The organism is Jannaschia sp. L-14R, from assembly GCF_056857695.1.
In genome coordinates this window covers 731,744-750,384 of the sequence record NZ_JBSXNP010000009.1, presented here as the reverse complement: position 1 = coordinate 750,384, position 18,641 = coordinate 731,744, and the positions used below count along the sequence as shown (strand labels likewise).

Genomic DNA, 18,641 nt, shown 5'->3' with positions numbered 1-18,641 from the left:
CGCCACATGCCACAGCGAAACACCCGATTCCAGTGGCCGTCAGAGGTTGCGTCGCCCGCTTGCGCCCCCCAGATGCGGCTTATAGGTTGCCGCCACTTTCAACGGGGGCGCGACGCGACCGTCCGAAAGACGCACAACCACGCAAGGGACCACACATGTTCGCAACCCCCGCCTACGCCCAGGCCGCCGGTGGTGTCGCCGCCGGATTCGGCAGCTTCATTCCACTTATCGCCATTTTCGCGATCATGTATTTTCTGCTGATCCGTCCGCAGCAGAAGAAGGTCAAGGAACACAAGGCCATCGTCGCAGCCCTGCGTCGGGGCGATCAGGTCGTTACCCAGGGTGGCATCATCGGCAAGGTCTCCAAGGTCAAGGACGACGCCGAGGTCGAGGTCGAGATCGCCGAGGGCGTGAAGGTCCGCATCGTCCGCGCCACGATCACGCAGGTCCTGTCCAAGACTGATCCGGCCGCCTGACGTGCTGGAACTCTCGCTCTGGAAACGGTTGACGATTCTGCTCGTCTGCCTCGCGGGCCTGGCGGTGGCGCTGCCCAATGTCTTCTACACCCGCGCCGAGCGCTACAACGATGCCGTCACCGCGATCGAACGCGGTGCCGCCACCACGCCCGAGATCCAGGCCGATCTGGATCAGTGGCCCGATTTTCTGCCCTCCGCCGTTGTTAATCTTGGCCTTGACCTGCGCGGTGGCGCGCATCTTCTGGCCGAAGTTCAGCTCGAGGACGTCTACGCCAGCCGCATCGACGGCTATTGGCCCGAAGTGCGCGATGCATTGCGCCCGCTCCGCGATCAGGTAGGGGGCGTGCAGCGGGATCGCACCGCACCCGCCGACGAGTTGCGCGTCCGCATCAGCAATCCGGACGGGTTGCAGGTTGCCGCCGACGCCCTGCGCGATCTGGCGCAGCCCATCGTTTCGCTGACCGGTGTCGGCCAGAACGATATCGAGGTGTCCGGCGCGGGCGACACCATCACCGTCAGACTGTCCGAGGCCGAACGCACCGCAACCGACGACCGCACCATGGCGCAATCGCTGGAGATCATCCGCCGCCGTGTGGACGAGGCAGGAACGCGCGAACCCACGATCCAGCGTCAGGGCACCGACCGTATCCTGATCCAGGTGCCCGGTATCGGTTCCGCGCAGGAGTTGAAGCAGCTGATCGGCACCACAGCCAAGCTGACCTTCCACCCCGTTCGCGGCAATGCGACCAGTCTGGATCAGCGTGTCGAAAGCGATCAGATCGTCTTGCCCGCCCTGGACGATCCGGGGCAGTTCTACATCCTCGAACGCGATGCTGTCGTCACCGGCGACGACCTTGTCGACAGTCAACCGGCCTTCGATCAGAATGGCCGCCCCGCCGTTACCTTCCGGTTCAACCCGTCCGGCGCGCGGGCCTTCGGGGTCTATACCGCCGAAAATGTCGGCTCACTCTTTGCCGTCGTTCTCGACAACGAAGTCGTCACGGCCCCCCAGATCCGCGAGGCGATTACCGGCGGATCAGGCCAGATCACCGGCAACTTCACCGTCGAAGAAGCCAACCGCCAGGCCATCCTGCTGCGCGCGGGTGCCTTGCCGGCCGGCATGACCTTCCTCGAAGAACGCACCGTCGGCCCCGAACTGGGACAGGACAGCATCGATTCTGGCAAGATCGCTTCGCTGGTCGCCATGGCCGCCGTCGTTGTCTTCATGATCGCCAGTTACGGCCTGTTCGGCACCTTCGCGACCATTGCGCTGGGCATCAATATCGCGCTGATCTTCGGCGTGTTGTCGATGATCGGCGGCACCCTGACCCTGCCGGGCATCGCCGGTATCGTGCTGACCATCGGCATGGCGGTCGACGCCAACGTTCTGGTGTTCGAACGTATCCGCGAGGAACTCAAGACCGCGCGCGGCCCGGCCCGCGCCATCGCGCTGGGCTATGAACGCGCGCTCTCGGCCATCGTGGACGCCAACATCACCACCTTCATCATCGCCGTGATCCTGTTCACGCTGGGCTCCGGCCCGGTGCGCGGTTTCGCGGTGACCCTCGGCATCGGCATCCTGACCTCGGTCTTCACGGCGATCTTCGTGACGCGCCTGTTGATCGTGCTCTGGTTCGAACGCCGCCGCCCCAAGCAGATCGAGGTCTGACATGCGCCTGAGACTCGTTCCGCAAGACACCAACTGGGATTTCATGCGCTGGCGGCACTACACGTTCGGTGCCTCCATCATCGCCATGATTGCGTCGGTGATCATCTGGCTTGCGGTCGGCCTGAACTTCGGCATCGACTTCCTGGGCGGGACGACCATCCGCACGGAATCGACGCAATCCGTGGATATTGGCGTCTACCGTGACGCGCTGACCCCGCTGGGGCTTGGTGACATCGCGATTACCGAGCTTTTCGACCCGACCTTCGCGCCCGATCAAAACGTGGCCCAGATTCGTATACAGGTTCAGGATGGCGCTGAATCGGTGACGCCTGAAACGATCGCTGACGTGAAATCCGCGCTGCTGGGTGTCGATCCGGCGATCACCTTCCCATCGGTCGAATCCGTCGGCCCCAAGGTTTCGGGCGAGTTGGTGACGACAGCCCTCCTCGCCGTGGGTGCCTCGCTGATCGCGATTTTGTTCTACATCTGGCTGCGATTCGAATGGCAGTTCTCGGTCGGCGCGGTCGCCGCCCTGTTCCATGACGTGATCCTGACCATCGGGATATTCAGCTTGCTGCAGATTCGCTTCGATCTGGCGACCATCGCCGCGCTGCTGACCATCATCGGCTATTCGATCAACGATACCGTTGTGATCTTCGACCGGCTGCGCGAAAACCTGATCAAGTTCAAGAAAACGCCGCTGATCGATGTGATGAACAAGTCCGTCAACGAGACGCTGTCGCGCACGCTGATGACCTCGGGCACCACGTTGATCGCCCTGATCGCCCTGCTGGTTCTGGGCGGCGACGTCATCCGCGGATTCGTTTTCGCGATCTTCTGGGGCGTGATCGTCGGCACCTATTCGTCGGTCTATGTCGCCAAGAACGTCGTGCTGATGCTGGGCGTCGACCGTGACCCCAAGAAACCCTCAGACGCCGGAACCCAGTTCGCCAACATCGACGCCTGAAGCGGTGCTGCGTCTGGCGATCTGATCTGAATCGACTGCCGCGACTGCGCCTTTGGCGAGGATTTGCCTGGGCGGCTGACTTGTATGTCGATGTCTTGGCACCAGCGATGAATCAGGGCGAATGTCCCGATATGTCTGGCGGTGTGAGGCGATCTTCGCCTGAACTCTCGGGTGCGGCCCGGCAGGCGTCCGCACCGTTTTGCTTGGCGCGGCACTGATTGCGCCCGATCCGGCTTTCAATGTAACACGCGCATGTCGTTCCAGACCTTCGCAGGGCCGGGCCTGTTGCATACGGCCCATGTCATTATCGCGGGTGCCGCGCTCGCCGCCGCAATCAATCCGGAGTTTGTCATGAACCTGACAGAAGTCACCTTCCACGATGCCCGTCCCTTCGATGGCTACGGCCCCGGCTTTTTCCGGGTCGGAGGAGAGGTGCATCATGGCGCGCTGATTCTTCACGCCGGTGGTCTGTCGTCATGGGACGGCTATGCCGACGCCGCGGCGCTGACGCGGCTGGCCGATGCGGTGGATGTGGCGCTTGTCGGCACGGGCCGGGAGGTTGCGCATGTGCCGGGCGACCTGCGCACCGCTGTCGAAGGAGTGGGCATCGGCCTTGAGGTCATGAGCACCCCGGCTGCCTGCCGCACCTATAATGTTCTGATGGGGGAAGGGCGGCGCGTTGCCGCGGCCGTTCTGCCCGTGGTCGGGCCGACCGGCGACGCGCCCGCCTGACCGACCCTAGTCGGCGTAGTAGTTGACGCCGCCGCCCGCGTAATACCCGGCACCGATCCCGATGGCATCTGCCACACGGTCGAATTCGTCCTGCGAAAATTCCGTGCCGGTGTCTCGCGATATATATCGGCGCGCATGCGAGATCGTGATCGCATTGTCGAAGTCGTCGAAGAATGCAATCGCAGCCGGATCGGTCATCTGATCCCGCGTGGCACGCACTGAATTGGCCCAGGCCGACAACACACCCAGATCGTCCGTGGGCAGGGCCAGGATCATCTGGGTATAGGCGCTGTATGCCAACCCATCATGCGGCACATAGGCATACGAGGGCCGTGTTTCCCGCTGCTGGACCCCGGCTCCGACGTTGAAGGAAACCAGACTCAGCTGATCCGAATAGGCAGCCATCGCGGCCATCGCCAAACCGGTCGCGCCGGCAATCAAAACAACACCATCGACGGCGACGGCGCCGGTTTCGCAGCGGAGAAAGTCGGTGATCTTTTGCATCTGAACAGCTCCATGTCGTTGACTCATGGATGAGCGCAGAATTTGGCGCGAAAATGCGCGCTTCTGATTCATTTCGAGACAAATGCGAGGCAACGTCCGAACCTTCGCCCGAACGCCGCCACAATTACCGACCTTATAACGCTCCTACCATTTGCCGGTATTTTCCATGCTGGCCCAGGGCTCCTCAGGGGGCTTCCGGTCGCCGGCCTGCAACAACTCGATCGACACATTGTCGGGGCTGCGCACGAAGGCCATGTGGCCGTCGCGGGGCGGGCGGTTGATGGTGACGCCCGCCGCCTGCAACTCGGCGCAGGTCGCGTAAATGTCGTCGACCGTGTATGCCAGATGCCCGAAATGACGACTGTCGTCCGGCAAGGCATCGTCGCCGTCCCAATTGTAGGTCAGCTCCAGATCGGCATGGCCATCTGCCTGATCGGGTGGGCACAGGAAGACCAGAGTGAACCGGCCACCCTCGTTTTCGCTCCGCCGCCGCTCAATCAGCCCCAGAAGTTTGTAAAACGCCAGTGACGCGTCCAGATCCTTCACGCGGACCATCGTGTGCAGATACTTGATCGACATATTCGCTTCCTTTCGGTGACAGCGCAGACGGTAATCCGACCGACCCCCGGTGCAACCCCTCAAACGCCGCGCTAACCTCAGGCGACAGAATCGACGGGGGACGACATGACACCGGAACAACAGGCCGAAATCGACGACCAGCGCGCGCAATCGCATCAGACACGCCGCGCCACCGTGCCGGGAATGGAGGAACATCTCTATACCGCTCACCCCGTGCTGGATCACGGCTTCGTCCGCGTCATCGACTACATGGGCGACGATTCAGCGATCTGCCAGGCGGCCCGCGTCTCCTACGGGCGCGGCACCAAGGCCGTCAGCAACGACGAGGGCCTGATCCGCTACCTTATGCGGCACTGGCACTCGACCCCGTTCGAGATGTGCGAGATCAAGCTGCACGTCAAACTGCCGGTTTTCGTTGCCCGCCAGTGGATCAGGCATCGCACCGCCAACGTAAACGAATACTCCGCCCGCTATTCGATCCTCGACCGCGAATTCTATATTCCCGCCACCGACGACCTTGCCGCCCAGTCCGTCGTCAACAATCAGGGCCGGGGCGCGGCGCTTTCGGGCGAGGAGGCACAGCGCGTTCTCGACCACCTGCGCCACGATTCCGACCGCGCCTATGACCACTACGAGGCGATGATTTCCGACACCGCCCCCGACGGAACCCCGCAGGCCGGTCTGGCCCGCGAACTGGCGCGCATGAACCTGCCCGCGAATATCTATACGCAATGGTACTGGAAGGTGGACCTCCACAATCTGTTTCACTTCCTCCGCCTGCGCGCCGACCCGCACGCCCAGATGGAGATTCGTGTTTATGCCGAAAAGATTTGCGAAATCGTTAAGGACTGGGTGCCCCTGGCCTACGGCGCGTTCGAGGACTACCGGCTGGGCGGCGCGCAGTTGAGCGGCAAGGGGGTCGAGTGTGTCCGGCGCATGGTCGCCGGGGAGGATGTGACGCAGGAGACGAGCGGGATGAGCAAGGGGGAATGGCGGGAGTTTATGGGGGTCGTGCGCAACCCGGCATAGCCGGGCGAAACGGTGCAGTGGAGCGTTTTGAAGACAGGACGAAAAGCGCTGGTGCGGCTAAATTGGCGCCTGATATTCATGACCTCTTGAAAGATGCGAAAAGTCAGCCATCGTCAGCGATGCGAACGATGCGGTAATAATTTACTTCTAAATTAGCTTGCCAATCCCCACCCCAAGAGACCCAACCAGAAACCCCCGGCGCGATCCTTGCTGACCCCGCGTTCGGGACTTCGGATCGTCCACTGGACGATCCGATCCGGGCTTTGCCCGGACCGGCCCTCACCCCCTAAAACCCGAAGCGCCCCAGAACACGAAGGTCACGTCTGCGGCGCGGACCGCCCTATGCAACGTCCGACCCGGATCACCCATAGATTACCCGTGCATCACCCATGGAATCTGTCCCGCGTTGCGCCCCAGAGCATCCCCGCCTGCGCCATCCATCCGCCCAGCATCCGGCCCCCCGGAAGGGCGGGCACAGGCAGGCCCGCCATCAGGTCGAACCGGGACCTGTCACCCTGCATGGCTTCCACGCAAAGCTTTCCAGACATTGAGGAAAGTGCCAATCCGTGCCCCGAGTACCCACCCGCCGAGTACACGCCCGGAGCCACTTCCGCCAGATACGGCAGCCGGGTCGCCGTCACCGCCAGCGTCCCGCCCCAGGCATGCTTGAATCGAACGTCGGACAAATCATTGTAAACGCGCGACAAATTCTCCCGAACCTTGGCCTCGATCCGTGCCCGATCCGGGAACTTCCTGCCATAGCTTTCGCCCCCGCCATAGACCAGCCGCCCATCGTCAGTCTGCCAGAAGTAGTTGACAACAAACCGAGAATCCGCGACCGCCATCCGCTCCCGCATCGGCGGCACGTCCAGCGGCTCTGTCACCGCTATGTAGTTGTTGATCGGCAATATCCGGGCCGCCGATTTTCCAATCAGATGAGCGCCATACCCGTTCGTCGCATGGCAAACGAACCGCCCCGTAACCGCGCCCTTCGCCGTGTAAACGTGTTTATTATCAATGCGATGAACCTCAGACCCCTCATGGATTGTCACGCCGGCCGCCACACAGGCCCGCACCAAGGCGAGCGTATATGCCAGCGGATTACAAACTCCCGCCGACATATCCAGGACCCCGCCCGCATAGGCAGGACTTCCAATCCTGTCGGCAACCTCCGAGCCATCCAGAACCCGTGCATCGGTCCCGTAATGCGACATCATCCAGTCGTTTTCGGCCTGAATATCCTGCAATTGTCGTTTATTATAAACGGTATGAAGAACTCCCGGCCGCACCGCCGCAACCTGTCGCGTCATGGCTTTGGCTTCTTCCGCCAGGTTCCACAGTTTGCGCGCTTTTTGCGCACCCAGCTTCGCGGCAAGCTTCCGTTGGGACCAGTTGAACCCGGAGCCGACCTGTCCTCCGTTCCGTCCGGAAGCGCCCCAGCCAACCCGTTGAGCTTCAAGCAAGATCACCGACATTCCCGCTTTTGCACCGTGCAAAGCAGCAGATAACCCGGTGATCCCCGCGCCAACCACACATAGGTCAGCCTTCACTCTTCCTTCAAGCGGCAGAAAAGGTTCAGGAAACTGGACACCTTCCGCATACCATGTCGCAGGCCAGACCCTCCGATCGCCGTTCGCGTGCAGCCACGACGTCATACGTTCAGCAGAAGATGTTCCCGCTCCCAAGGCGAAATAACCTGCAAGAAAGCACCATTTTCCAGACGCTTGACGGCGGAATAGATCGACGCGAAGTGCGGGTGCAGCACCTCGTGTATCTCAGTTGCCGCGTCAAACAGGTCCAGCGCCGTCGAAAGATCGCGGGGAATGCCGTCGGCACTGTCATAGGCATCGCCGGCAAACTGCGGTGCAGGGTCTATCTTGTTGACAAGTCCCAGATATCCGCAGGCCAGGCTGGCGGCGATTCCTAGGTACGGGTTGCAATCCATCCCCGCGATCCGGTTCTCGACCCGCTTGGCCTCCGGCTCTGACACCGGCACGCGGAGACCCGTCGTCCGGTTGTCGCGTCCCCATTCCAGATTGATCGGCGCGGCGAAGTCGCGGACATACCGTCGATAGCTGTTCACATAGGGGGCCAACAGCGCGATCACCGACGGCAAGTGTTTCTGCATCCCCCCTATGAAGTGCAAGAATTCTGGTGTTTCCGTGCCGTCGCCACCATCGAACAGGTTGCGTCCCGTTGCCTGATCCACGACCGAATGGTGCATGTGCATGGCCGATCCGGGTTCGTCCTGAATCGGTTTGGCCATGAAAGTCGCATAGCAGTCATGCCGCAGCGCCGCCTCGCGGATCAGCCGTTTGAAATAGAAGATCTCGTCCGCCAGCTTGACCGGATCGCCATGCCGCAGGTTCATCTCGACCTGGCCGGCACCGCCTTCCTGCAGGATGCCGTCTATTTCCAGACCCATGGCCTCGGCGAAGTCATAGATGTCGTCAATCACCTTGCCGTATTCATCGACCGCCGACATTGAATAGGCCTGCCGTGCCGCCGCTCGTCGTCCCGACCGGCCCATCGGCGGCAGGACGGGCTGCGTGGGGTCGGTGTTGCGGGCAACCAGATAGAACTCCATTTCGGGTGCGACGACAGGTGTCCAGCCGCGAGCTTCATATAGGGCGACGATGCGTTTCAGCACATTGCGCGGGGCCGTGGCGACCGGCGCTCCGGCTTGATCGTGCATGTCGTGGATAACCTGCATCGTCCAGTCTGCCGTCCAGGGTGCGGCGCAGGCGGTGCTGACATCCGGCGTCAGGATCATGTCCGGTTCAAGAAATGCGGTGTCGCCGTCGTCGGCCCATTCGCCGGTAATCGTCTGCTGAAAGATCGAGTTGGGCAGATAGAAATGCTTCTGCTTGGCGAACTTGGCGGCGGGCATGGCTTTGCCGCGTGCGATGCCGGACATGTCGGCGACGATACATTCCACTTCGTCCAGCCTGCGCCCGTCGAGGAAGGCACGAACATGAGGAGGTGCACGGTTGATCCAGTCAGGCGTCGACATTGGCTGTCCTCGTCAGAAAAAATCGGGCGATGGAAGTGGCCAGCCGGGGATTTTCGACCGGTGTGAGCGTTGCATCCTTCGCAAGGTCCATCCGATCATCAGGATAATCACCCGTTCCGCGCAAAATATCGACGTAATCCGCAATCAGTTCGTTGGAAAATTCGGGGTGCGGCTGAACAGTGAAGACGCGGTCCCCGTAGGCGAGGATGGCGTTTTCGCAAAACGCATTCCCGGCAAGGCAGATCGCACCCTGCGGCACCTCCACGACCTGATCCTGATGCCACGCATTCAGCACCAGCGATCCACCACCCGCAGTCGAATATTCAGCGCGCCCCACGGCCCAGCCGCGATCGACCTTTTCCACTCGACCGCCCAGGGCCTGGGCAACGATCTGGTGGCCAAAACAGATGCCTGCCATCGGCACGTCCGCAGCATAGGCATCGCGAATGAAACGCTCCAGCGGCGGGATGAAGGCGTGGTCTTCATAAGCGCCATGCTTCGACCCGGTGATGAGCCAGCCGTCGGCGTCCCGAACGCTGTCCGGAAAAATCATGTTCTCAACGTCATAGGATACAAAGTCGAAGCCATGACCTTTCAGAAGGTGCCGGAACATCGCGTCGAAATCGCCGTGGGTCGACAGAAGCTGGGGACGCGTGTGCCCGGCCAGAAGGATGCCGATTTTCATGTAAAGTGCCCTTTGGCCTGATTGCGCACAGGCTATTCCTCGCCAGCGCGCGCCGCAAGATGTCGGCGTGGAAGTGTGTCGGATATGGCAGGGCATCCCGGACCTGCGGGATCGGCGATGTCAGACCGTATCGAGATAAAGGTCGATCCGCTCCGCCTGTGACAGCTCCTCGATATCGCGGATCTCCTGTCGTTTGGTCAGGACCATATTCGCGATCAGCGGAGGCGGCAGAAGTCGCGCGGTCCAGGGATCGCGCTCGAACCGGTCCACGGCTTCGGGCCAGCTGGACGGCACCCGTGGCAAATCCAGTGCATAGGCATTCCCCGTGATCGGAGCGGGCGGTTCGACCGCATCCTCGATCCCGTGAAGGGCCGCGCCCAGAATCGTCGCGAGCAGCAGATAGGGGTTCACGTCGCCGCCCGATACGCGGTGCTCGATCCGGCGCGCGACATTGGGCGATGCGGGGATACGAATAGCCGAAGTGCGGTTTTCATATGCCCAACTCAGCCCTGTGGGCGCATGGGCGTCGGGCACCAAGCGGTCATAGCTGTTCAGGTGCGGGGCGAAGACAAGAGTCGACGCGGGCGCGGCAGCCAGCAGCCCCGCGACTGCATGGCGCAGCGCATCCGACCCCAGAGGCGTGCCGTCATCGAAAATGTTCTTTCCGTCTGCGTCGAGCACCGAAAAATGCACATGCATCCCGTTGCCCGCATAATCGGGATAGGGTTTCGCCATAAAGCTTGCCGCGAAGCCATGCTTGCGCGCCTGACCCTGCACCAGCAGCTTGAAGAACCAGGCATCGTCAGCAGCCTTCAGGGCATCGGGCTGATGGGCGAGATCGATCTCGAACTGGCCGATGCCCGCCTCGGAAACGGCGGTATTGGCGGGAATATCCATCGCTTCGCAGGCGTCATACAGCTGCGTGAAGAAGAGATCGAAGGCATCCAGCGCCCGCATCGACAGCGTCTCGGCCCCCGGCCGTCGCTTGCCTGAACCGGGGGCCTTGGGCACACGCAGCTGCCGCGTGCTGTCGTCGATCAGGTAGAATTCCATCTCGGTCGCCACGACGGGCGTCAGTCCACGCGCGGCGTATCTGGCCAAAATGGCAGCCAGCGCATGACGGGGATCGCCTGCGAAGGGCCGCCCGTCGTGGTGATACATCCAGACCGGCAACAGGGCTGTCGGCGTGTCGAGCCACGGCATTGGGACGAAGCCGCGTTCAGTGGGTTTCAGAATGCCGTCGGCATCGCCGGTGTCGAAAACCAGCGGGCTGTCCTCGATATCCTCGCCCCAGATGTCGAGGTTGAGGATCGAGAAGGGAAACCGCGTTCCTTCGGTTTCCAGCTTGTGCGCGAAGCGGCGGGGGATGCGTTTGCCCCGCGCCTGTGCATTCAGGTCGCAGGCGGCGGCACGAACGGAATGGATATGGGGGTTGGCGTGAAGCCAGCCGTCAGGTGCGGCATCTGTCATCGGATGATCTGGGGAAGCAGCCGGGGACGTCGTGTCGCGGCTTGGGGAAGGTGCCGGTTCAAGCGCCGGTTCACAGCGCCCATGATCGCGATAATGCACAAGGTCAAGAGGATGAAGAACCCCGCAAGGATCGGATAGGGTACGAAGGGATTGAACGTCTTGTCGGCAAAATAGCTGGCATAATAGAGCGCGTCGCCCTTTTGCTGGACTGCCGGGAAGCCGGTGAAGAAGACCAGTGTGGTGGCGTGAAACAGGAAGATCGCTTCGTTGGTATAAGCGGGCCATGCCAGCCGCAGCATCGTCGGCCAGGTGATCCGCCGGAATTTGCGCCAGCCGGTCAGGCCGTATGCTTCGGCGGCTTCCTGGTCGCCCTTTGGAACGGATTGCAGCGCGCCGTAGAAAATCTCGCCGGTATAGGCGGCGGTATTCAGAAACAGTACGACCAGCGCCCCGGCCCAGGCGGAGGCGAAGGCGTCGAAGGCGGGTGATACCTGTTTGAGCGAGAGGAACAGGAAATATCCGAAGAAGAATTGTATGAACAAAGGGCTGCCCCGGAACAAGAATATAAACCATTCCGCCGGTTTGCGCGCCCAGCGTTTGTTCGAGGCCTTGCCGACCGCCACCACCGTCGCCAGTCCGAACCCGGAAATCAGGGCCAGCAGGCCGAAATAGACATTCCAGATCATACCCGACCCGATCAGTGTCACCTGCTGACAGAGCGTGAAATCGCTGCGCGGCAGCAGACGCTCGCCATATCCCAGACTGCGCAGCCCATAGTCGGCGATGGTGTCGAGACAATCGATCATGCCTGTGCCCGCCGCATCGCTTCACCGCCTGCAGTCGCCTGCCCATGCGACAGACGGCGGGTCAGGCGGGCGAGGACGATCTCGGACACGCGGGTGAAGGCCAGATAAAACACCAGCAGCGCCAGAAAATACCACATCCGCCAGTCCGGGTGCGGATAGTCAGTGAAGCGCGGTGTCTTGGCGGCCCCCAGCTCGCGCGCCCAGTAGACGATATCCTCGACCCCCAGCAGAAACAGAAGCGGCGTCGCCTTGATCAGAACCATCCACAGGTTGCCCAGGCCGGGCAGGGCATAGATCCACATCTGCGGCACGGTAATTCGCCAGAACGTCTGGCGAGCGGTCATGCCATAGGCTTCGGCTGTTTCCACCTGACCGCGCGGTACGGCGGCCATCGCGCCAAACAGGACGTTGGCCGCAAAGGCTCCGAAGACGATCGCGAATGTCAGGACGGCCAAAGCGAACCCATAGGATTCGTGAACCCATTGCGGCGAGTTACCCAAGGGCATCTTGGCGGCCTGACAAACCAGAAAATCGCTACCCTGCCGGACGGGCTGATCCCAGTCAGGACATTTGATTTTGTGGCGGACATATTCGATGCCCTGATCCAGCGCGATCACGAAGAACAGAAAGAATGCGATATCGGGCACACCGCGCACGACGGCGATGTACCCCTTGCCAAACCAGCGCAGCGGCGCGATCCGTGACCGCGCCGCCATCGCCCCGCCGAACCCGAAGGCCATGGCGGCGGGCGCGGTGATCGCCAGCAACAGAAGGACCGTGCCAAAGGCGGCATAGAACAACAGGTGCTTGCCCGTCGTCAGGTAGCAGATCAGCCAGTTCAGGCCGGACAGCGTTTCAGGGTCCGTGCAGGCGAAAATGGTAAGATGTCCCCGGCGCATGCGCCCGTTTCGGACGTCTTCTTCGTATAACCTTCAGAAATCGGGGCGGGAGTGCTTCCACCCCGATTGTCTTGTTCGAGTCTTATTCGAAGACTTTGGCGTCGTCGCCGAACCATTTCACGATCAACTCATTCAGGCTGCCGTCGTCCTTCATGGACTGGATGGCCACGTCGAATTTCTCGCGCAGCTCGTCATCCGATTCGCGCAGACCAAGGCCGATACCGCCACCCAGCGGCACATCGTCGCCCACAAAGACCATCTCGCCGCCCGACTCTTCGACGGTTGGGACCAGCGCGTCCTTGTCGGCAAAAACCGCATCGGCCTCGCCGTTTCGAACGGCGGCGACGGTTTCATCGTATGTGGCGAATTCCAGCAGGGTCGCGCCGGATTCGGCCACGTACCCCGCCTGGATGGTCGAGGTCTGGGCCGCGACCACGCCGCCCGTCAGATCGGCATCGCCAGACATCGCCGCATAGGCCGAGGCGGCGGGCGGGAAGTAGTTTTGCGTGAAGTCGATGACTTCCTCGCGCTCGTCGGTGATGCTCATCCCGGCAATGATCGTGTCGTAGTTGCCCGAGGTCAGGTTCGGGATGATTGAATCCCACTCGTTCGTTACCCACTCGCAGGTCAGTTCAGCCCGAGCGCACAGCTCGTCGCCCACTTCGCGCTCGAAGCCGTCGACTTCGCCGGCATCGTTCAGGAAATTATAGGGGGGATAAGCGCCCTCGGTGCCCATGCGTATGGTTTTGCCGTGGGCATCAGCCCATGCGCCCGTTGCGGCGACGGCCAAGGCGGCGGCAGTCAGGATCAGTTTCATATCGCTTTCTCCATGTTGAGCCCCCCCGGTTGGTCGGGGTTGGCGGATGAACTAGTGTGACTTGGCGGACAGAAACCCGCGAAGCCGTTCGGATTTCGGGGTGCCGAACAGGGCGTCGGGCGCACCTTCTTCCTCGATCAGGCCCTGATGCAGAAAGATGACGTGATCGCTCACGTCGCGGGCCAGCGCCATGTCATGCGTGACGATGACCATCGTACGTCCTTCGACAGCCAGATCTTTGATGACGCGGATGACCTCCTGCTCCAGCTCGGGGTCCAGCGCACTGGTAGGTTCGTCGAACAGCAGGGCCTTAGGCTCCATGCAGAGCGCGCGTGCAATGGCCGCCCGCTGTTGCTGACCACCCGAGAGTTGCGCAGGAAAAGCGTCGGCCTTGTCGCCGATCCCGACCTTTTCGAGATACATGCGGGCCTTTTCCTCGACCTCCTTCGGATCGCGGCGCAAAACCTGGACCGGCGCTTCCATCACGTTCTGCAAAACCGTCATGTGCGACCAGAGGTTGAACGACTGGAATACCATCGACAGGTTTGTGCGAATCCGTGTGATCTGGGCGGCGTCGGCAGGGCGTCTGTTATGGGCGGTCCCGCGCCATTTCACCGGCTCTTCGCAGAACAGGATATCGCCCTGCTGGCTGTCTTCCAGCAGGTTGGCACAGCGCAGAAGCGTCGACTTGCCCGAACCGGACGATCCGATCAGCGAGATTACCTGCCCCTGGCGCGCAGTCAGATCGACGCCCTTGAGAACCTCCAGCTGACCATAGGCCTTATGGAGGGAGCGGATTTCGATCACGGGCGGGGCTTGTGACAAACGGGCCTCGGGTCTTTGGACTTGATGTTTACGCCGTAATTTCCACGGGAATGCAATGGAGTCGGTGCGTCATGCGCTGCGACGCAGTAGGGGCGCATAAACCGCGTCGGACAAGCGGGTCAGGCCAGACAGGCCCGTCGCGGCCCGATCCGACGCCGACATATCCGCAATCGCCTGGGCCAACGCAACACGCAAAGGTGCTGCCAGGTCGGCTCTCGCGGTGATGAACGGTGTCGCGGGCGTAGGTGGGGTGGTGTCCCGGATTGCCAATCGGGCATCGCCGCCCATCATGGCCCAGGTCACGACGTCGATGGCGGCCAGATCGGCGCGCCCGCAGGCGACGGCCTGCATCGAGGCGGCATGGCTGCCGGTCACGATGGACGGTCCCGTCAATCCGGCACCAACAAGGGTGCCCCATCCCGACTGGCTGTCGGGCGCGTTCACGGCAATGCCCGATGCCGCAGCCCGCGAAAGGGCGCGTCCGTCATCGGCGCGTGTCACAAGGTGCGAGGCGTAATGCCCCTTCGGCAGTCCGGGCACATCCCAGATTGGAGTGCCGACAATGTGGACGCGGTCGAACAGGCCCAGTTGCAGGGGCAGGGCGCATGTCATCGACAGGATCAGGTCCGGGGCACGCCAATGGCTGGCGAAATCAACAGGCCATGTCAGTCGGGTCGGTGCATCCGAAAGATGCGGGCCCAGTCCGGCCCGCGTCGCATCCCACAGCCGGTCCCACGCCGAATGCGTGGCCGGATACCAGGCGAGGCTGGCGATCACGCCTGACTGTTGCGAGGATGTATGGCCTCTTCGGCCCGTATGCGGGCGATGTTGCTGTCACGGTCGTTGATGCCCAGCAGGTTCGCCAACAGGCGAAGCAGGCTGTCTTCCTGGGCGTCGCGTTCGCCGTCCACCAGAACGACAGACCACAACGCCTCGATCACCGCGCTGCGTTCCTCAAGATCGACGGCACCCTTGATGGCGCGGGTAAAGCGGACGGTATCGGGGGCCTCCTGCTCCAGCGCTTCGGCCTGCGCCCGCAGATTGGCCGTAGCCTCGGGGCCGAGACCGTAGCGTTTCGTCAGAATGCGGTCGATACGGGCAATCTCGGCCGGGTCATAATCGCCGTCGCTGCGGGCGACGCGCACCATCAGTGCGGCCAGCGCAAGGCGGGCATCGGGTTCCGGCAGACGATCGGGTTCGGGGGCCGTCAGGCGGCGCAGCAGGTCAGCAAACATGGCGGGCCATATAGAACGAGTACCACCCGGAGACCAGTCCGCATCGAAGCTGTTAACCGGCCCAGCCCTCGGCGATGACCAGATCACTTTCGCTGATGCCTTGGCGCAGTTTGATCGCCTCTTGATAGGCAGGGCTGTCGTAGCAATCCAGGGCAGCCTGATAACTGGGAAATTCTATTACCACGGTGCGCGGCTTGGCCGTGCCTTCCTTGGTCACGCGATCGCCGCCGCGAACCAGGAACCTACCGCCGAACTCGGCAAGCGGGGCTGCATTCGCAGCACGATAAAGGTCATATTTCGCCGGATCATCGACGCGCCCATGGGAGATCCAATATCCTTTGGTCATCGCTCAGCCGCTCCTTGTGAAGATTTCTGTCAGACGGGCCGCCTCACGGTCCAGGCCCCATGGTGGGTTTACCACAGCAAGGCCCGATCCGACCATGCCGTGCCCGTCGCGGGCGGGCGGGAAGCGGACTTCGTGGATCATGATATCGGGTATGGCCTCGCGCAGGGCGCGGGTCATTGGCGCATGACGACGGTCGGCCAGCAGCGGATACCACATCATCAGGATTCCGACGCCCCATTTGCGATGGAGCAAAGGTAGCAAGGTCGCCAGCCGGACGTAATCGTCGCGCACTTCCCAGGACGGGTCGATCAGCATCAGACCGCGGCGCGGATCGGGCGGCGTCAAGGCCTTGGCCATTTCCAGACCGTCCCGCTTGTGGATACGGGTGTTCGGGCTGACCGGCATTGTCTGAACCAGCGCGGCATGTTCCGCAGGATGCAGTTCCGCAAGGTCGATCCGGTCGAATCGGCGAAGCAGTTGTGCCGCGATAAGGGGCGATCCGGGATAGGCATCCGGGCCATGGGTCGCGCGAAAAGTTCCCAACATTTCAACGTAATCGTGATCGCGGGGAAATGACTGCAGCATTCGCGCCACACCCTGCGCAGCCTCACCCGTTTTCTGTGCGGCCGCATCGGTCAGATCATACAAACCGCGCCCCGCGTGCGTCTCGATATAACTGAGAGCTTTATCTTTCTTGGTCAGATAGTTGAGCGCAACGGTAAGAAGCGAATGTTTGTGAACATCGGCTGCGTTTCCGGCGTGGTAGGCGTGTTGATAGGACAGCATGGCCCGTGGGCTATCGGCGGAGCACCAACGACGCAAGCTGCGAGACGAGTTTGCTCGTGCGATCCCGACCCCATATGATAGTCAGACACTAACTAACCTTCTGCATCTGGATTCGCATGTCGCGCTTCATTCCAACACTCGCTGCCCTTGCTTTGATTGCAACCTCCGCCGCTGTCACGGCGCAGGAGCAGGATCCGGCCTCGCCCGTCTTTTCGTCGCAAAGTCAGGGCCCCGCCCTTGGATTCACCCTGCGCGGCGGCGTGGCGACCGCGCCGGAATATTTCGGTGCCGACTCGAACGAAGCGGCTCCGGCGCTGGGTTTTGGTGTCAATTATCTGCGTCTGGGTGGTTTCACCTTCGGCGACCCCGACCCGCTGTTCGTTCCGACCGGCTTCGGCATCAACGGCTCGTTCCGCTACATCGGCGAGCGGACGGCAGAAGACAGCCCCGAGCTTGCCGGCCTCAACGATGTCGACGCTTCACTCGAATTGGGCGCAGGGCTGCGATATGCGACACGTGATTACCAGGTTTTCGGCAACGTGCGCTATGGCGTCGTCGGCCACGAAGCCTTCGTGGGCGAGCTTGGGGCCGATGTCTTTGCGCGCCCGACCGACCGTCTGACCTTGCGTATGGGGCCGCGCGCCCTGTTTGGCGACAGCGATTATGCCTCGACCTATTTCGGCGTGACCGCTGGGGAAGAAGTGGCAAGCGGCGGTGCTTTTACCGAATTCAATGCCGGTGGCGGGCTTATCTCCACAGGGGTCCAATTCGGTGCGGGATATCGCTTTGACAACAACTGGGGCATCGATGCTGTCGTCAGCTACGATAAGTTGCGGGGCGATGCCGCCGATAGCCCGATCACGATGAACGACGATCAGGTTTCGGCAAGCATCGGCATCACACGCCGCTTCACCCTGGGCTTCTGATCCGCCCTTCGGCGACGGGCACGGCCCGTCCCGAAATTCTGACCGCCTGTAATTTTCCCATTGCGACGTCTGCTTCGAAGCAGATGCGCGAGGGCCGTCCCATGTCGTCGCCCTGCCGGATCGTGCGCACGGTCGTGCCATCGGGCAAAGCCCCGTTTGCCAGAAGCTGTGCTGCCAAGATCGCGCAGGCGGACCCGGTCGCCGGGTCTTCGGGAATGCCCGCGGTCGGCGAGAACATCCGCGCGTTCAGATCCGGATCGTAGACCCAGGCACTATCCACTCCGGCGCTATCCATGAGGCCCGTCCATGCCGGTTCCATCGGACGGGCGCGGGCCAGCGCATCGCGGTCGCGAACCGGAATGTAGACGAAAGCCGGCCCGCCCGCGAAGGTGCCGGGTGTATGCGGGCCGATTGCATCTTTCGAGAGGCCCAAAGCTTCGGCGCATAACGTCACAGCCACTGGCCCGCCATGCAGCGCGGGCAGAACGGGCGCGGTGAATTGCGCCATCCCGTCGCGGACGGTGACCGGCACGAGGCCCGCTTCTTCTTCCAGCACCAGATCGGTCAGATCATCGCGCGCGGCCAGGAACAGCGACGCGCCGATTGTGGGATGCCCCGCGAATGGGATTTCGGCGGTCGGAAAGAAAATGCGCGCCTTCGCCGTGTTCATCGGGTCGCGAGGCGGCATCAGGAAGATCGTCTCGGACAGATTGAACTGCCGCGCCAGCAACTGCATCTGAGCCGCCGTCAGGTCGCCTGATGTCTCGACGATTGCCAGCGGGTTGCCGCTGAAAGGCGCGTCGGTGAATACGTCCCAGACTTGAAAGGGCAGGTCTATCAAGGTGTTCTCCCGTGTTGGAGTTACGCGCAATCCATA

Annotated in this window: 21 protein-coding genes; 6 read left to right on the top strand and 15 right to left on the bottom strand. The window is 62.1% G+C overall.

Annotated features, from left to right (window positions below; all coding sequences use genetic code 11):
* The first annotated feature begins 155 nt into the window (after window positions 1-155).
* From yajC to AC13C2_RS08145, 4 genes are all read left to right on the top strand, one after another.
* Window positions 156-476: a preprotein translocase subunit YajC gene (gene yajC, locus AC13C2_RS08160; RefSeq protein ID WP_092764973.1), complete on the top strand. Its 321-nt coding sequence runs from the start codon at window positions 156-158 to the stop codon at window positions 474-476.
* A gap of 1 nt (window position 477) precedes the next feature.
* The gene (gene secD, locus AC13C2_RS08155; RefSeq protein WP_482886478.1) at window positions 478-2,145 is read left to right on the top strand and encodes a protein translocase subunit SecD; all 1,668 of its coding nucleotides are present in this window, start codon (window positions 478-480) and stop codon (window positions 2,143-2,145) included.
* 1 nt (window position 2,146) lies between these two features.
* Window positions 2,147-3,112: a protein translocase subunit SecF gene (secF, locus tag AC13C2_RS08150; RefSeq protein WP_339646789.1), complete on the top strand. Its 966-nt coding sequence runs from the start codon at window positions 2,147-2,149 to the stop codon at window positions 3,110-3,112.
* A 351-nt stretch (window positions 3,113-3,463) separates the two neighbouring features.
* Window positions 3,464-3,844, top strand: a complete 381-nt coding sequence (locus AC13C2_RS08145) for an Mth938-like domain-containing protein (protein ID WP_482886521.1) — start codon at window positions 3,464-3,466, stop codon at window positions 3,842-3,844.
* A 6-nt stretch (window positions 3,845-3,850) separates the two neighbouring features.
* Here AC13C2_RS08145 and AC13C2_RS08140 read toward each other — a convergent pair whose 3' ends face one another.
* Entirely contained in the window at window positions 3,851-4,348 is a 498-nt protein-coding gene (locus AC13C2_RS08140; protein WP_092764967.1) for a hypothetical protein, read from the bottom strand.
* A 144-nt stretch (window positions 4,349-4,492) separates the two neighbouring features.
* Window positions 4,493-4,927 carry a VOC family protein gene (locus tag AC13C2_RS08135; protein ID WP_339646435.1) on the bottom strand — a complete coding sequence of 145 codons (435 nt, stop codon included), beginning with the start codon at window positions 4,925-4,927 and terminating at the stop codon, window positions 4,493-4,495.
* A 105-nt stretch (window positions 4,928-5,032) separates the two neighbouring features.
* On the opposite strand from AC13C2_RS08135, the gene thyX reads away from it, so the two are divergent.
* A complete protein-coding gene (thyX, locus tag AC13C2_RS08130; RefSeq protein WP_482886476.1) occupies window positions 5,033-5,956 on the top strand; it encodes an FAD-dependent thymidylate synthase in 924 nt (307 codons plus the stop codon).
* A gap of 383 nt (window positions 5,957-6,339) precedes the next feature.
* On the opposite strand, the gene AC13C2_RS08125 is transcribed toward thyX, so the two are convergent.
* The 12 genes from AC13C2_RS08125 to AC13C2_RS08070 all read right to left on the bottom strand — a co-directional run bounded on the left by AC13C2_RS08125 (window position 6,340) and on the right by AC13C2_RS08070 (window position 16,838).
* On the bottom strand, window positions 6,340-7,611 hold the full coding sequence (locus AC13C2_RS08125) for an NAD(P)/FAD-dependent oxidoreductase (protein ID WP_482886474.1): 1,272 nt from the start codon (window positions 7,609-7,611) through the stop codon (window positions 6,340-6,342).
* Window positions 7,608-8,969, bottom strand: a complete 1,362-nt coding sequence (locus AC13C2_RS08120) for a glutamine synthetase family protein (RefSeq protein ID WP_339646422.1) — start codon at window positions 8,967-8,969, stop codon at window positions 7,608-7,610. The genes AC13C2_RS08125 and AC13C2_RS08120 overlap by 4 nt, the downstream gene beginning before the upstream one ends.
* Entirely contained in the window at window positions 8,956-9,654 is a 699-nt protein-coding gene (locus AC13C2_RS08115) for a type 1 glutamine amidotransferase (protein WP_482886472.1), read from the bottom strand. Before AC13C2_RS08115 ends, AC13C2_RS08120 begins: the two co-directional genes overlap by 14 nt.
* A 120-nt stretch (window positions 9,655-9,774) precedes the next feature.
* The gene (locus tag AC13C2_RS08110; protein ID WP_424337578.1) at window positions 9,775-11,124 is read right to left on the bottom strand and encodes a glutamine synthetase family protein; all 1,350 of its coding nucleotides are present in this window, start codon (window positions 11,122-11,124) and stop codon (window positions 9,775-9,777) included.
* A complete protein-coding gene (locus AC13C2_RS08105; RefSeq protein ID WP_424337595.1) occupies window positions 11,121-11,927 on the bottom strand; it encodes an ABC transporter permease in 807 nt (268 codons plus the stop codon). Before AC13C2_RS08105 ends, AC13C2_RS08110 begins: the two co-directional genes overlap by 4 nt.
* Window positions 11,927-12,829: an ABC transporter permease gene (locus AC13C2_RS08100; protein ID WP_423787156.1), complete on the bottom strand. Its 903-nt coding sequence runs from the start codon at window positions 12,827-12,829 to the stop codon at window positions 11,927-11,929. Before AC13C2_RS08100 ends, AC13C2_RS08105 begins: the two co-directional genes overlap by 1 nt.
* An 82-nt stretch (window positions 12,830-12,911) precedes the next feature.
* Complete coding sequence (locus tag AC13C2_RS08095) at window positions 12,912-13,646, bottom strand: transporter substrate-binding domain-containing protein (protein ID WP_092764953.1); 735 nt, start codon at window positions 13,644-13,646, stop codon at window positions 12,912-12,914.
* Between the two features lie 51 nt (window positions 13,647-13,697).
* Complete coding sequence (locus AC13C2_RS08090; protein WP_482886469.1) at window positions 13,698-14,471, bottom strand: ABC transporter ATP-binding protein; 774 nt, start codon at window positions 14,469-14,471, stop codon at window positions 13,698-13,700.
* 69 nt (window positions 14,472-14,540) lie between these two features.
* A complete protein-coding gene (locus tag AC13C2_RS08085; protein ID WP_482886468.1) occupies window positions 14,541-15,248 on the bottom strand; it encodes a PhnD/SsuA/transferrin family substrate-binding protein in 708 nt (235 codons plus the stop codon).
* Window positions 15,245-15,706: a tellurite resistance TerB family protein gene (locus tag AC13C2_RS08080; protein WP_092764947.1), complete on the bottom strand. Its 462-nt coding sequence runs from the start codon at window positions 15,704-15,706 to the stop codon at window positions 15,245-15,247. The genes AC13C2_RS08085 and AC13C2_RS08080 overlap by 4 nt, the downstream gene beginning before the upstream one ends.
* Window positions 15,707-15,758: 52 nt before the next feature.
* Entirely contained in the window at window positions 15,759-16,052 is a 294-nt protein-coding gene (locus AC13C2_RS08075; RefSeq protein ID WP_092764945.1) for a DUF1330 domain-containing protein, read from the bottom strand.
* A 3-nt stretch (window positions 16,053-16,055) separates the two neighbouring features.
* Window positions 16,056-16,838: a 23S rRNA (adenine(2030)-N(6))-methyltransferase RlmJ gene (locus AC13C2_RS08070; protein ID WP_092764943.1), complete on the bottom strand. Its 783-nt coding sequence runs from the start codon at window positions 16,836-16,838 to the stop codon at window positions 16,056-16,058.
* A gap of 116 nt (window positions 16,839-16,954) precedes the next feature.
* Here AC13C2_RS08070 and AC13C2_RS08065 point away from each other — a divergent pair, with 116 nt between their 5' ends.
* Window positions 16,955-17,764 carry a MipA/OmpV family protein gene (locus AC13C2_RS08065; protein WP_092764941.1) on the top strand — a complete coding sequence of 270 codons (810 nt, stop codon included), beginning with the start codon at window positions 16,955-16,957 and terminating at the stop codon, window positions 17,762-17,764.
* Here the strand turns inward: AC13C2_RS08065 and AC13C2_RS08060 are convergent.
* Window positions 17,748-18,605 carry a PhzF family phenazine biosynthesis protein gene (locus AC13C2_RS08060; protein WP_482886467.1) on the bottom strand — a complete coding sequence of 286 codons (858 nt, stop codon included), beginning with the start codon at window positions 18,603-18,605 and terminating at the stop codon, window positions 17,748-17,750. The genes AC13C2_RS08065 and AC13C2_RS08060 overlap by 17 nt on opposite strands.
* Window positions 18,606-18,641: the final 36 nt, after the last annotated feature.